This is a genomic window from Tautonia rosea (assembly GCF_012958305.1).
Taxonomy (GTDB): Bacteria; Planctomycetota; Planctomycetia; order Isosphaerales; family Isosphaeraceae; genus Tautonia; species Tautonia rosea.
In genome coordinates, this window is the sequence record NZ_JABBYO010000004.1 from 154,756 (window position 1) to 168,625 (window position 13,870).

Genomic DNA, 13,870 nt, shown 5'->3' on the forward strand with positions numbered 1-13,870 from the left:
TGGGTGGCTTTTGTTGGAGACGATCCCATTCCGATTGAGTGCGATGGCGGCTCTCTGACAACAGGACCGACCGGCCAGGAAGGGGAAGCAGGACGGGAAGGAACCGTCGATCAGGTGAGCGGGTGGGCGGATTGGGTTCGATTCGCGCACAGAGGATCGAGGGAGCGATGGGGCGGAGGAGGAGCGGAATTGGGGGCATGGTCGGGCTCGGGAAATCGGGAGATTGGAGGCAAGGGGCGGACGGAGAGCGGCGATCGGGGGACCGGGGCCGATCGAGGGGTGTCGGTTCAGGGTTGGGAACGGTCGGGGGGCAGATCCGAACGGAGCGCGGATCGCCGGGACAAGCGGGCCTGGCTCAGGAGCGTCGGGCCGAGGCGGCTCGGGCGCGTCGAGCGCGGCGGTTGTTGAGCGAAGGGGCTCGGGCGTTGAGGCGATCGCGGAGCGTCGCGGCGAGCGAGGGGCCCGGGAGCCGGGTTGTGGGGGCCGCCGTCGCTTCGGTTGCAAGGGCCGGGACCGGGGTCATGGCCGATTTGTCGGGCGAGTCGAGGTCGTCAGACCCCCTCACCCGGCCAGCGGCCACCCGGTCCCCCGTAGGCGGGGGCGAGGGTTGAGCGCACGTGTGGAGTGTGCCTGCGGCAAGTGGCTCGGCTGTGAGAGGGGAAGAAGGTTGGGAGCGGTCGAGGGCGGCAGGCGGTGGGGAGGGCTCGGGAGGGGAAGCGGATCGGACCGGCCGAGGGGACGGAGGGCCGGTCGCAGGGGAGACGGAGGTCGTCTCAGGGGTTTGGGATTGGAGGCGTCGTAAGCCGTTGAGGAAGAATGAGAAACGGCGGCGGGCGTCGGCGGCGTAGCGTTCGAGGAGGCGGATCGCGGGGGGCTCGTCGGCGTTGAGGCCGAGGCAGGCGTCGGTGCGGGCTCGCTCATCTCGGGCGTTGAGGAAGGTGGTGAGACGGTCGCGGAGGGCGGCGGTCGATTGGGCGACGAGGTCGTGGCCGGGGGCGGCGCTGGAGTCGTCGGGGTGGAGATCCCAGGGGCCGGAGGCGTCTCGGGCCGAGAGGGGAACGCCGAGCAGGTCGAGGGCGAGGTTCCAGGTTTCGGGGGTCCAGCCGTCGAGGCGTTGGAGCGATTCGAGCACCTCGTCCCAGCGTTCCAGGAGCCAGAGGACGCCGTGCTTGGTTTGCAGGAGGATGGGCTGGATGAGTTCAGGGCGTTTGGAAAGCATCACGGCACGCTGGGCGATGGCGGCGGCCTGATCGTCGTCCCATGATTCGGAGGCTTGGGTGGCGTGTTCGGAGCGCGCGGCGACGATGCGGGCCTCGCAGCAATCGAGGCGGACGGATTCGGCCACAAGGCGGTCGAAGTGCCATTCCTGAGCGGATCCGGTCGGGTGGTAGTCGGATCGCCAGAGGGATCGGCGGGTTTCGATTGCCTCGGCCATGTCGGCCGGGGGGTGAAGGCCGACTCGGGAGAGGCCGTGCGTCCGGGCGTTCTGGCTCGATCGGGTTTTGCCCTCGATCGTTGTCGGGCCGGTCGAGCGGAGGGCGTTGAGGCGGTTGGCGAGGGTCTGTTTCAAGGAAGTGGACATCGGATGGTGCCTTTTTTTTCCAAAGGGAGAACATGCAACGGTGCGAGTGAAGACCGCATGTCTTTAAGCATCTGGAAACGCGGGAGGCTTAATTGCGTTTTTTTTGAGAAGTGTGATCGGAACGGGAGGACGTGAGCCACGGATAGAACACAGATGGGAAGGGAAGCGGGGAGGGAGTGATGGCGGAGGGTGACCGGGTGGGGGGGAATTGGACGAGAAGCCAGGCTCTGTTTCGAACGCCCGGACCCCTCACCCCGGCCCTCTCCTCGCCCGGCGGGGAGAGGGAGGAAGACATTCGACGCTCGCCTCCGCGGGCGGGGAGAGGGGGGCCGAAGGCCAGGATCGGGGGGCGGTGGTTCGAACGCGAGGCCTCGCGATCCGAACACAGACCCCTCACCTTGGCTCGCTTCCCGCCGGGCGGGGAGAGGGAGGAAGAATGGAGCGGTTAGAAACGCTGGGGGATGGTCCGGCTAGGTTCGGCTCAAGGCTCCCCAGGCCGAGGTGATCGTGAGGAACCAAATCACGGACAAGAGGACGCAAAGGAGTTCCCAGGCGCGGGCCTCAAGCCCTCGAATGGGCCTGGCGCTTCGGGGGCTCAGGAAGATGCGACCCACGAGGAGGACAGACACCCCGTAAAGGAAAAGGATCAGGCCGACCGCATACGTGAAGAGGATCAGCTCGAGCCCCATTTGCTCCCTCGCGAACCAGGTCACGGTGAATGATGGGAGAATGCCATTGGGTGATCAGGGAAGGCCGTTCGTGTGGATGATCCGCTCCGGGGATTCGGTCTGTTCTCGGAGAGTCGATACGCCCGAGGGGAGGCGGAAGGGCCTGGCGAGGGAAGATCAGATCAGTAGTAGAGCTGGAAGCGGAGCCAGAGCATGTTGTTGTCAATCATCTTTTGATCGGGTTCGGCGTAGAAGACGGGGGAGCCGAAGGAGGCGTACTGCCAGGTGAGGAGGACCTTGACGAAGCGGTTCGGATACCAGTTGACACCAAGGTTCGTGATCGCGGCACTGTTGCTCCAGAGGTTTCGGTCGGCCAAGCCGGCGTCGAAGATGTTGGAGGAGATGTCGAAGGTGCTGTAGCGTCCGAAAAGTTCGATGGCGCCGGGGCCGAAGGAGCCTCGCTTGAGGCTGAAGGGGCGGAGCGGTTCGACGAGGGTGCGGCGTTCCAGTTCCTCGCCGGTCAGGAAGTAGCCGGCGGCGATGGAAAGGCCATGAGCGGGCAAGACGGCGGACTTGGGAGCCGACATGCTGGGGGCGTAGCGGAGGATGGCCCCGTTGTAATCGGCGAAGATCGAGAGCGAGCGGTAGAAGTAGGCCATGTGGGCCGACCAGAAGGCCCGCTGGCCCCGTTCGATGACGCCGGGGTTGAAGATCAAGAACGGTGGGGCGGCGCGGTCGGCGGTGCCTGCGTTCGAGGCGTTGGTGGCGACGCGGAAGGATCGGGGGACGAGGGGGTTGTCCTGGGTGCCATAGACGAACGAGCCGCCGAGGTTCAGGAGGCGAAACAGGCTGCCGCGGGGCTGGTCCTGGAAAGGGCGGAGATTGAAATAGGTCATCAAGTCCTTGTCATCATTGAAATCCTCGTAGGAGTTGCGGGGACCGTTGACGGCGGCAAGGGCGTAGTCGAGGCGATCGTCGAGGACGGTTCCCCAGAACATTGCGCCGACCTGGCGGTTGAGGCCGAGGTTGGAGGTGAACAGGGAGCGTTCGGGGGCGATGAGCCACATGTTCTGGATGGCGAACTGCTCGTAGTTTTGCGGCGACTGGAAGCGGCCGATCTTGAACATCAGGCGTTCGTCGGAGCCGACGTTGATGAAGCTGTCGAGGAGGTTCAGATCGCTGAAGCCGCGGTTGATCGAGAAGAGATATTCGACCGATCGGGTCATCCGGCCGCCGAAAATGATTCGGTTTCGAGGCTGGTAGAAGCCGTCTCGGGCCAGGCCGTCGCCGCTGGGATTGAAGGCGCGGTAATCACTCTGGCTTTCGAGATGGATCTGGAGCTGGAACTCCTCGTCCTCGCTCTCGAACAGAAAACCCTGGCCGAAGCTGCCAAGGATGGGAATGCGCGCTCCGGGCCGGCCGGGAGAGACGGCAACGTTGCCGGGGACAGGGGAATCGGGAGGGTTGCCGAGCGAGGCGTCGGTGCGGCTGGGAGTTGAGGGCGAGGTGGGTCCGACGGTATCGGCGAGGGATCGGGTGCCCGAACTGGGGGGCTGGACCGGGGCGGGGTTCGGATCGGGAGGTGTTGGGGAGGGCGTGGCGATGAGGCGTCGGAGTTCCTGATTTTCCTCGGTGAGCTTTCGGTTCTGATCTTCGAGAGCGCGGAGGCGGGCCTCGATGGCTTCGAGGCGGTCGATTGGGTCGGTCTGGGGAGGGGTGGTGACGGGTTGGGCGGAGGGGTCGATGGGGGGAAGGTGTTCGGACTCGGGGATCGGGACGGGCGAGGGGTCGGAGACGGGGGGATCAGCAGCCGGATCGTCGTCCTGCAAGGCCGATGCGGGCAGGCCAGGGAGTCCCAGAATCAGCAGACAGATCAGGACAGAGCGATCAACCATCAACGCGCCGATCCCATGGGAAGGGGTCTCGGATCTTTGAGGGCGAGGATCACAAAATGCCTCAGATCCTAAGGATCGGTTGCGCGGGCTGCAGACTTGAGGTGGGAAGTGCGGGTTGGAAGGATTTGGGCAGGGTCGGACAGAACGGTTAGACAGGATCGCCATTGAGGAAGACGGGGTCGCGGCGGATTTCGCGACCGGTGCGGACCTCGAAGACGCGGACGGCGAGCGAAGGGACTTCGAGGACGGCGAAGCTGTAGGAGGTCTGGATGCCGGGGACTCCCATGATCGAGCCGGGGTTGACGACGGTTCCCCGACCGAGCTGGCGGTCGATCATGGGCAGGTGGGTATGGCCGAGGACGAGGACCGAGGCGTCGGAATGGTCCCAGAATTGCGTCACGGAGTCAGGCAATGGGCGGTAAGGAGTGACGAACTCGGTATCGCTGGCGGGAGAGCCGTGGTGGACCTCGATGGTGATTCCCTCGACGGTCAAGGAGAGTGAGGCCGGCAGGTGTTCAAGAAAGTCCCAGGTGGTGTCGTGGAGGGTGGCCGGTCGCCAGCCCCGAGGGCCGATGAGCTGTCGGCGTTCGAGGGCCCAGCGATCGTGGTTGCCTCGGACACAGGGGATGGCCAAACTCTGGACCCGAGCGACGGCGGCATCGGACTGGTAGCCGTAGCCGATCAGGTCGCCGGTACAGAGCAGTTGATCGACGCGCAGTGCTTCCAGGTGCCGCAGGGCCGACTCCAGGGCTCGGGTGTCTCCGTGAATGTCGCCGAGCAGACCGATTTTCATCGTGTTCCGTTCACTGACCACGACCTCCCCGATTCGGTCGGGGCGGATTCCTGGTAAACTCCAAGGGACTCGTCGTTCGCCGGCCCCCGATCGTGCGCGGGGAAAGGCCGATGATCTCAGGAATCATTATCGTCCGGGACCTCAGTCATGGCCACGCCAATCCCGGCCGAGCTGCGCCGGTCTCTGGTACGGGAGCATCCCGAAGCCTGGGTGGATCATCTGCTCGGGTCGTTCCCGCCGGAGTATTGTGAACGGTTCGATGCCGAGGCGATCTCAAGACATCTGGGATTGATCCGTGAGCTGGAAGTCGATCGTCCGGTACGGTTACGGGCGGAGCGACTGCCCGAGGAACCGGAGACCTGGCGGGTTGACATTGCCGGTTACGACGCGTTTCAGTTGTTCTCGACCGTCTGCATGTTGCTGACGGTGGCTCGACTGTCGATTGTCGAGGCGAGCATCTTCACGTCGGATCCGCCTCCCGAGGAGCCGGTTTCCGCGGCGTCTCGACCGAGGCCGACGATGGCCGGGGCGGGCCGATCGGGGTTCTGGAGGCCGGGGGTGTCTCGGCCGCAGCGATCGTCGGGCGCCCCGGATCGCAGGCGGAAAATTCTGGACGTTTTCACGGTCAGGCCGACGGCCGGGAGCGAGTCTCCGGACTGGAAGGCGTTTGAGCAGGAGCTGTCGGATCTGGCCCAGTTGTTGCGCCAGGGGCAGCATGACGAGGTGCATCATCGGCTCATTCGGCGGTTTGCGGCGGCGCTGGGGGATCGTCGGACAATCGGCGGGCCGCTTGATTCGATCTTGCTGGAGATCTCGGCCGAAGGGCCGGATAAGCCGACCCGAATTGATGTGAGGGCACGGGATAGTTTCGGTTTTTTGTCGCTGACGGCCTCGGCGCTGGCGTTGAGCGGCTTTCGGATCGTCCGGGCCGACGTGTGCACGGTGGCCGATTACGGCTGGGCCGAGGATACGCTTTGGATCATCGACCGATCGGGCCGGCCGATCCTCGATCCCGATCGGCTGCTGGCGTTGAAATATGCCTTGATTCTGATTGAGCACTTCAGTACCCGATTGCCCCGAGCGACCGATCCCGAGTCGGCCTTGATCCACTTCAGCCGATTCGCGAACGACCTGATGGCCCGGCCGGATCGGGCGAAGGAGTTCGCTGCGCTGGATCGGCCGGAGGTGCTCGATGCCCTGGTTCGGGTCTTGGGCGAGAGCCGGTTCTTGTGGGAGGATTTTCTTCAGTCGCAGCCGGAAAATATCCTGCCCCTGATCGATGATCCGCTGCGATGGCGGAGCAGCCCCGACCGCGACGAGTTGGCCCGCGATCTGTCTCATCGCCTGGCCCGAGACGCCGACCTCGATGATCGGATCCGAGCCCTGAGACGCTTCAAGGACCGCGAGATTTTCCGGGCCGACGTGCGGACGATCCTCGGGCTGAGTGGCGGCCCGGAGGGGTTTGCCGACGAGCTGACGGATGTGGCCGAGGTGGTGATCGCCGCCGCCCTGGAGCTGAGCGTTGAACGCCTGGGAACGGATCGGCCTCAGCGGAGCGATGGGAGCCCGGTTCCTGTGTCAATCTGCGCGCTGGGGAAGCTGGGCGGCCGAGAGCTCGGGTTTGCGTCGGATCTGGAGCTGATGGTCGTCTGGGATGACCGCGATCTTGACGCTTCGTCCCAGGCGACGCCGGCCTCGGAGTATTTCGACCGGATTGTAACGACGCTTCGGCAGGTGCTCGGCGTGCGGCACGGGGCGACCTTCGAGCCTGATTTTCGGCTCCGGCCGTATGGCAAAGGAGGTCCGCCGGCCACGGCGTTGTCGCTCTTCCAGTCGTACTACCGGGCCGGAGGAGCGGCCTGGGCTTACGAACGGCAAGCCTTGATTCGGCTGAGAGCGGTGGCCGGTGATCGGGAGCTGGGGGACTTGCTCGAACGGCATCGCGACGCCTTCGTGTACGGTCCCGAGCCGCTCGATCACGAGGCCCTGCGAAAAATGAGGTCGATGCAGCTCCGGCAGCTCATCCGACCGGGGACGATCAACGCGAAGCTCAGTCCGGGTGCCCTGGTCGATATTGAATATGCCGTGCAAGCGCTGCAAATCACCCACGGTCGGGATAATCCAGCCCTGCGATGTCCGAGCACGCTGGAGGCGATCGAAGCGCTTTGCGAGGCCGGGCACCTTGACCGAGCGACGGCGAAGACCCTGAGCGAGGGCTGCCGGTTCTTCCGGTCGTTGATTGGAGCCTTGCGGGTGGTGCGGGGGAACGCGGAGGATTTGACGGTTCCGCTTGCTCAATCGGATGACTTTGCTCAACTGGCGCGTCGGATGCGGCTGGACTCGGCCGAGGCGCTTCAGTCGACGTTGCGGCGTCAGCTCGATGCGGTCAAGGCGGCGGTTGATCGGGTGCTCGAGACGCTGGAGTAACGGAAGTTTGCGCGGGCGGGGTGCCTCGGAGCCGAACCGATTGACCGATCGACCGATCGAACGGGGTCACGAGGTCAACGCATGGTGCATTCCCAGCGCGACGGCTGTTGCGGCGATCGCGCTGAGTACCAGCACGAAGGCTCCCACGCGCCGAACGTTTTTCATCTGGCACCACATCAACAGGCCGGTGGCGACCCATCCGACCATTGAGAGGAACATGGCGTCGACGGCCAGGGCCCAGAACCATCGGGCGTCGATGCGAGAAGGGTAGGTGTGGGCGGTGTGGAGGCGGAGCATGAAGCTTCGGGTGGAGAGGGAGTTGCCCGGGGCGTCGGCGGGTCGGCCGGAGAGGGTTCCTCGGGTGATGGGATAGGACACTTTCCAGACGGTGCCGTCGGCGGCCTCGGCGAAGAACTCCAGGTCGGGGCTGAGGCGGGGGGAGATCGTGACCTCTCCCGGCAGGCCGAGTCGAGAGAGGACCAGCGGCAGCCCATCCTTCAGGAGCTGCCTTGGAGACGGGTCGATGGGCAGGGGTGTGTCGGTCGAGAACGGGGCCTCGGCCTGGTCGGAGGAGGGCTCCTCGGGTTCTCCGAGCCGGACGCGACCTTTGCCGGAGAGAAGATCGACCCGGATCGAGTGCTCCGCGCCGTGCTCTCCCGCGACGGTACCGAAAAGGTCTCGGGTGAATCGGGCCTCGTTGGGTCGGACGAGTCGATAGGGCTGGGTAGCCCTGGCGGACGGTGCTTCACCGCCGTGGTCTGCGTTCATGGCCGCAACGACGCGCTCGGCCAGTTGGACAGCCCCGGGGAACTTTTCCAGAGGAGTGCCGATGCCCTGCTCCGGCCCGAAGTGCCGAATCTCGCGGTCAGGGAAGGCGTCGGGATGGTTGAAGAGCATGGCCGAGACGCCATAGAGCAGGACCCAGGGCGTCATGAACAGCCCGGCATACAAATGAATGCGGCGGGCAACCTTCATCGCGGCGTTGTATCGAGTCCGAAGTCGTGCCTTCGGCGCAGGTGATCGGGCGGGTGCCGTTACGTCGTTCGAAACGCTCATCCGAAATCACTCCTGAAACCCGAGGTGGGGTTGGGGGACCGGGCGGGGCGGCGTGGGACCGGGCGTTCTGCCTGGCTCGAAGGTGGAGTCGATCGGGTCCTCCTGTCTTCCTGGGCGAGGCAGCACAGGGGCGAATCTTCTTCGAAAACATATGCTTGAAAAAAGTTTCTTATGAACTCAATTCCGATAATCTGATCATAGAAAAAGGGTGGCAGGGCGAGCTGCCCCGCCCCGATCGAGGTGGGGGTCAGCCGGCCTCGGTCCATTGCTCGGCCCGGCCCTGGTCGCCGGCTTGGCGGAAGAGGGTAGCGACGCGTCGGAGGCAGCAGGAGCATTCGATCGAGGCCGGGTCGACGTCTCGCATCAGCGAGCAGGCTTCGGCGCGGCGGCCGAGATGGTCGAGCAGAGCCGAGAGCGTGACCCGGTAGAGCGTCGAGCCGGGGGCGAGCTCGAAGGCGCGGTGGATGGGTTCCAGCACGTCCTCGACGGGATGACCGAGTTTTCGGAGGTAAAAGGCGATGCCGAAGTGGGCCTGATGGCGTTCCGGTTCGCGGCGGGCCAGTTCTCGGCAGGTGGCGAGGGCGGCGGCGAACGCTCCCACGGTTCCGAGCCCGGCGGCCACTGGGGCGAGCAGATCGGTCGGGCAGCGGGGGTCCTCGGCCAGACCGAGATAGAGCAGGCCGGCGAGGTCGGGCTTTTCGGCCGCGACGTAGCAGTCGGCCAGGGCGCAGCGGGCCGCGGGATTGAGCGGGATCAGGGCCGATGCCGTCTCCAGGTCGCCCCTGGCGGCGATCAGCTCGCCTCGCTGGCGTCGCAAGAGCCCTCGGAGCTGCCAGAGGACGCCAAGGTTCGGGTTCGAGTGAAGCGTGGCGGAGACTAGGGAATCGGCCTCGTCGGATCGGCCTTCCTCGAGCAAGGTCAGGCAAAGTCGAGACAGGTGATTGGCAGGAGACATCGGCGGCAAGGTCCTCGTGCTCGCGTCGGTGGAACTGAGGGGGTCAAATGGAGGCGGAATGGATTGGGATTACCCGGGAGCCTCGGCGGCCGTTTCCTGCTCGGGTACGGCCTCCTCAAACTCGGGCACGGTTTCGACGCGGAGCGATCGGTAGAAGGCCGCCTCGGCCTCGCGATTGGCTTGCTCGACGGCCTCCATCTGGGCACGCGCCCGGGCCGCTCGCTCAGGGTTGTCCTGGGCACTTGGCGATCGGTTGCTCGGAGAGGGTTCGCAGCCGACGAGCAGCAGGCTCACTGCGAGTATTCTTCTGGAACGGTGGTGTGACATGGTGCTCATTCGATGGGTTTGTGGTGTCTCAGGGTTGTTCTTCGATGCCCAGGTCGCCGATCGCGGCTTGCTCCGCCTTGATTGCCTCATCGCGGGCGGCGTCGGCGGCCTGTCGGGCTCGGGCCGCCTGCTCGGGGTTGGCCTTGGAGGAGGTGGAGAGGTTGTCGTTCGATGGGGCTCCACAGCCGGGTGAGAGGGTGGCGACGAGCAAACCGACGGAGAGAAGGGATCGGAAGGATTGATCAGTTCGTGGCGACATCGAAGTCCTCAATCGGGGATGAACTCGGGACAGCGAGTGGCGATCAGGGAGGAATGAGGGGGGACGGGCGGATCGGCCCGGTCGGCCTCCCGAGGCGCGGACGGCGGACGGGCCGGTCCCCCCTCACAAGGGCGGATCAGTTTTGGTCGGCCGAGACGACCTCGCCCCCGGCAACCGTCGAGAGCGCCATGTAGGGCTCCGGCGCGATCGTGTTCTTCAGGAAGCGGACGCTGCCATCGGCGAAGAGGAAGTTGGCGCCGCCCGGATGGAGGCTCCGGAAGTTCGGCAGGGTCTGGCCCGAGGAGGGTATGGCCGCTCCCCAGTGGTCGGAGTTCGTGGAATAGCCGCAGTCGTTCAGTGGATAGAAGAAACCCAGCCGGTCGGTCGTCGTACCGATGATGCCGCCGACGACATGCTCCGAGCCCCAGGAACGCCGACGTCCGTAAGCCATGAACATGAAGTTGTCGTAATGGTTCGCCTGGCTATAGAGATCCAGAGGAACGCAGACCCGGTCCTGGGCGAAGCCCTCGGCGACGAACGGGTTGGCCTCATTGCCTCCGGACGCCTCGCCGAAGGCGATCGTCTGGCTGAGACCGTCACGGATTTCGGAGATCTGGCTGAAGACGTCGATGCCGGAGACCCCGCGACGATTGCGGTTCAGGAAGGGAGGGGCAACGTAGTTGTCGGCCCCTCCGCTGAAGACGTAGTCGGTCACGGCCCCTCGGTTGATCATCCAGCCGCGGAAGGACATGCCGACCTGGCCGCCTCCGGTTCGGTTCGTCGGGCAAAGGAACAGACCGACCTGGGTGGCCATTCCGGTCGTCTGGGCCGCCGTCGACCAGCCGTAGAAGTGACCGAACCTCGGAGAGAAGCTCGACTGGTCGAAGTTGAAGACGTTGAAGAGCGTTTGCTGCTCGACATAGGGCAGCAGCGAATGGAACCCGGTGAAATTCATGTAGACCCGGCCGATGCCGCCGTGGATGGCGGCCGGCAAGACCTCCTGCGATGACTCGTAGTTGTGCAGCGCCAGGCCGATCTGCTTCAGGTTGTTCAGGCATTGGGCTCGCCGGGCGGCCTCTCGGGCGCTCTGGACGGCGGGCAATAGCAAGGCGATGAGCACACCGATGATGGCGATCACCACCAACAGTTCAATCAGGGTGAAGGCTCGGCGGGAGGTGGTCGGAAGCATCAGGTCCCTCAAGGGTGGAATTGGGAAAGGCTTCTGCAACGACTCGGTGGGACCAGGACCGCGTCGCCTGCAATCAAGAATGGCGTGATATTGAGACTCAGTCTCATCGCGAGGGTTGCAAGCACGTCCAGCGTACGTCGAGGACATTGACCGAGAGATTCTCTCGATTTCCCGAAAAGGGCGTGAGGCGTTGGGCTTATTGGACCCTGGTGGTGTTTGTTCACCGCCAGGGTGGAGCCCCTTGAATCGGGATTCGATCGCGGCTTGGGTGATCGAAAAGAAACTGAGACTCAATCTCAGGAGAGACTAGCGGGAGTGATCGAGTGGTGTCAAGACGCTGCCAGGACAATTTCTTCTTTTTCCAAACGGTTTTTTGGGGGGGGCTGGGGCTCTCAGAAATCTAGGTGCTTGCGTTGGGCGGGTCGGATCGGGTATCTCATTGCTCCAAGCCAGGATCGAATCCAAACGGCATGGTTGCGCGCGGTGCGTTGTCGACCGTGCAGGGAGAATGCCACGCTTTTCGAAAATAACCGTCCCCAACTTCAAGACCGACCCGCTCCTCTCCCCTCTCTCTCACGGAGTCCCTCCCAGCGATGGCTATGACCCCCGCCGACGTTCAGAAGATGGCCAAGGACGCCGGTATCCAGATTGTGGACCTGCGGTTCATCGACCTGCCCGGCATCTGGCAGCACTTCTCGATCCCGGTGCGCAACCTCACCGACGACCTGTTCGAGGACGGCCTGGGATTCGACGGTTCGAGCATCCGTGGCTACCAGCAGATTCAGGAAAGCGACATGCTGCTGCGGCCGGATCCGAGCACCGCGAAGCTCGATCCGTTCATGGCCGCGCCGACCTTGAGCCTGATCTGCAACGTGTACGACCCGGTAACGCTTGAGCCGTACAACCGCGACCCGCGTTACATCGCCCGCAAGGCCGAGGAGTACCTGAAGACGACCGGCATTGCCGACGTCAGCTACTGGGGTCCCGAGGCCGAGTTCTTTGTTTTTGACGACGTGCGCTACGAGCAATCGTCCAGCACCGGGTTCTACAAGATCGACTCGAAGGAAGCGATCTGGAACTCAGGCAAGGACGAAGGGCCGAACCTCGGCTACAAGCTGCGGCACAAGGAAGGGTACTTCCCCGTACCGCCGGCCGATACGTTGCAGAACGTGCGCTCCGAGATGATTCTGGTGATGGAGGAGCTGGGCATTCCGATCGACTTGCACCACCACGAGGTCGGCACCGCCGGCCAGTGCGAGATCGGCATGCGGTTCGACACCTTGCGGGAGATGGCCGACAAGGTCCTCTACTACAAGTACGTCATCAAGAATGTGGCTCGGAAGCACGGCAAGACCGCGACGTTCATGCCCAAGCCGATGTTTGGCGACAACGGCTCGGGAATGCACACGCACCAGAGCCTTTGGAAGGACGGCACGAACCTCTTCTTCGACGAGACGAAGTACGCCGGCCTTTCGGACACGGCCCGCTACTACATTGGCGGCCTGTTGAAGCACGCCGACAGCTTGCTGGCCCTGACGAACCCGACGACCAACTCGTACCGCCGGCTCGTCCCGGGTTACGAGGCCCCGGTCAACCTGGTGTATAGCCAGCGGAACCGCTCGGCCGCGATCCGGATTCCGCTCTACAGCAAGAGCGCCAAGGGCAAGCGGATCGAGTTCCGCTGCCCCGACCCGTCGTGCAACCCGTACCTCGCCTTCCCGGCGTTGTTGATGGCCGGGCTCGACGGCATCCAGAACAAGATCGATCCGGGCGAGCCGATGGACCGCGACCTTTACGACCTCGAACCCGAAGAGGCCGTGAAGATCAAGAGCACCCCGCACTCTCTGGCAGACGCACTCAACAGCCTGGAGAAGGATCACGACTTCCTGCTCAAGGGAGACGTGTTCACCCCCGACGTGATCGAGACCTGGATCAGCTACAAGCGCGAGCGGGAACTCCAACAGGTCAACCTTCGACCCGTTCCTTACGAGTTCTACCTCTACTACGACATTTGATCGCAAGGCCGTCCGCGCTTGCTTGCTCCCCGGCCGATGGCAATCGAGCCCTCGGCCGGGCGATCCGCGTGTCGTGACCAGAACGCAACGGCCCGGCTTCGATTCCCCCCAACAGGATCGAAGCCGGGCCGTTGTTCGTTCGTGCGTTGCATCGGCCGGTGAAAGAGTCAGGGAAATGGGGGACAGGCACCTCGCGGAGCCAGTCCCCATTTCCCTGCCCCTCCACAGACAAACGAAAGACGCTTTAGCGAGGGCCGCCCATCGCGGGAAGTTCGGGACCGCCCTGGGGAACCTTGGCGAGATAGGTGTCGGGGTCGTCCTCGACCGATCCCTGGCAGCCGGCGCAGCAGACAAAGACGTCTCGGTTCTTGACCGTGACCTTGATGGGCACGCCCATCGAGCCGAGCGGTTCGTCCGACACGGGGCACATCTTCTGGACCAGGGCGAGCTCGGCATCGGCTTCCGGAAGCTGGCGGATCGTCTCGATTTGCTCGGCGGTTAGCTCGCCCTCGGCGGGCTCGGCTGTCTCTGCGGCAGGGGCGTCGGGCATGTCCGTCGTCGCGGCCGGTTCGACCGGAGCCTCCTCGGTCGGGCCGCATCCCGCGACCAGGGCGAACATCAGGGCCAAAGCAGCCCAGGGGGCAATCAGACGGGTCATTAGTGCGAGTTCCTTCGTTGGCAATTGTGTTTCACGGGGGATTGCT

The 13,870-nt window shown here is 64.4% G+C and carries 12 protein-coding genes; 2 read left to right on the top strand and 10 right to left on the bottom strand.

What is annotated here, in order from left to right:
• Positions 1–355: 355 nt before the first annotated feature.
• The 4 genes from HG800_RS08235 to HG800_RS08250 form a co-directional block, all read right to left on the bottom strand.
• The gene (locus HG800_RS08235) at positions 356–1,582 is read right to left on the bottom strand and encodes a hypothetical protein (RefSeq protein WP_169975692.1); all 1,227 of its coding nucleotides are present in this window, start codon (positions 1,580–1,582) and stop codon (positions 356–358) included.
• A gap of 470 nt (positions 1,583–2,052) precedes the next feature.
• Positions 2,053–2,271 carry a hypothetical protein gene (locus tag HG800_RS08240; RefSeq protein WP_169975694.1) on the bottom strand — a complete coding sequence of 73 codons (219 nt, stop codon included), beginning with the start codon at positions 2,269–2,271 and terminating at the stop codon, positions 2,053–2,055.
• 161 nt (positions 2,272–2,432) lie between these two features.
• Positions 2,433–4,145, bottom strand: a complete 1,713-nt coding sequence (locus HG800_RS08245; protein WP_169975697.1) for a porin — start codon at positions 4,143–4,145, stop codon at positions 2,433–2,435.
• Between the two features lie 148 nt (positions 4,146–4,293).
• Positions 4,294–4,938, bottom strand: a complete 645-nt coding sequence (locus tag HG800_RS08250) for a metallophosphoesterase family protein (RefSeq protein ID WP_169975699.1) — start codon at positions 4,936–4,938, stop codon at positions 4,294–4,296.
• A gap of 147 nt (positions 4,939–5,085) precedes the next feature.
• Between HG800_RS08250 and HG800_RS08255 the strand changes: the two genes are divergently transcribed.
• On the top strand, positions 5,086–7,365 hold the full coding sequence (locus tag HG800_RS08255; protein ID WP_169975701.1) for a [protein-PII] uridylyltransferase family protein: 2,280 nt from the start codon (positions 5,086–5,088) through the stop codon (positions 7,363–7,365).
• Between the two features lie 66 nt (positions 7,366–7,431).
• Here HG800_RS08255 and HG800_RS08260 read toward each other — a convergent pair whose 3' ends face one another.
• The 5 genes from HG800_RS08260 to HG800_RS08280 form a co-directional block, all read right to left on the bottom strand.
• Positions 7,432–8,421 (bottom strand): hypothetical protein, encoded by a 990-nt coding sequence (locus HG800_RS08260; RefSeq protein ID WP_169975703.1) that lies wholly within the window; start codon positions 8,419–8,421, stop codon positions 7,432–7,434.
• Between the two features lie 247 nt (positions 8,422–8,668).
• Positions 8,669–9,376 (bottom strand): tetratricopeptide repeat protein, encoded by a 708-nt coding sequence (locus HG800_RS08265; protein WP_169975706.1) that lies wholly within the window; start codon positions 9,374–9,376, stop codon positions 8,669–8,671.
• Positions 9,377–9,445: 69 nt separating this feature from the next.
• Positions 9,446–9,670, bottom strand: a complete 225-nt coding sequence (locus HG800_RS08270) for a hypothetical protein (RefSeq protein WP_169975708.1) — start codon at positions 9,668–9,670, stop codon at positions 9,446–9,448.
• Positions 9,671–9,731: 61 nt separating this feature from the next.
• Positions 9,732–9,962, bottom strand: coding sequence for a hypothetical protein (locus HG800_RS08275; protein WP_169975710.1), 231 nt, complete (start codon positions 9,960–9,962; stop codon positions 9,732–9,734).
• A gap of 136 nt (positions 9,963–10,098) precedes the next feature.
• Positions 10,099–11,151, bottom strand: coding sequence for a DUF1559 family PulG-like putative transporter (locus HG800_RS08280; protein WP_169975712.1), 1,053 nt, complete (start codon positions 11,149–11,151; stop codon positions 10,099–10,101).
• Between the two features lie 599 nt (positions 11,152–11,750).
• On the opposite strand from HG800_RS08280, the gene glnA reads away from it, so the two are divergent.
• Positions 11,751–13,166, top strand: coding sequence for a type I glutamate--ammonia ligase (glnA, locus tag HG800_RS08285; RefSeq protein WP_169976312.1), 1,416 nt, complete (start codon positions 11,751–11,753; stop codon positions 13,164–13,166).
• 244 nt (positions 13,167–13,410) lie between these two features.
• Here the strand turns inward: glnA and HG800_RS08290 are convergent, their stop codons facing one another.
• Positions 13,411–13,824, bottom strand: coding sequence for a hypothetical protein (locus HG800_RS08290; RefSeq protein ID WP_169975714.1), 414 nt, complete (start codon positions 13,822–13,824; stop codon positions 13,411–13,413).
• Positions 13,825–13,870 lie beyond the last annotated feature (46 nt).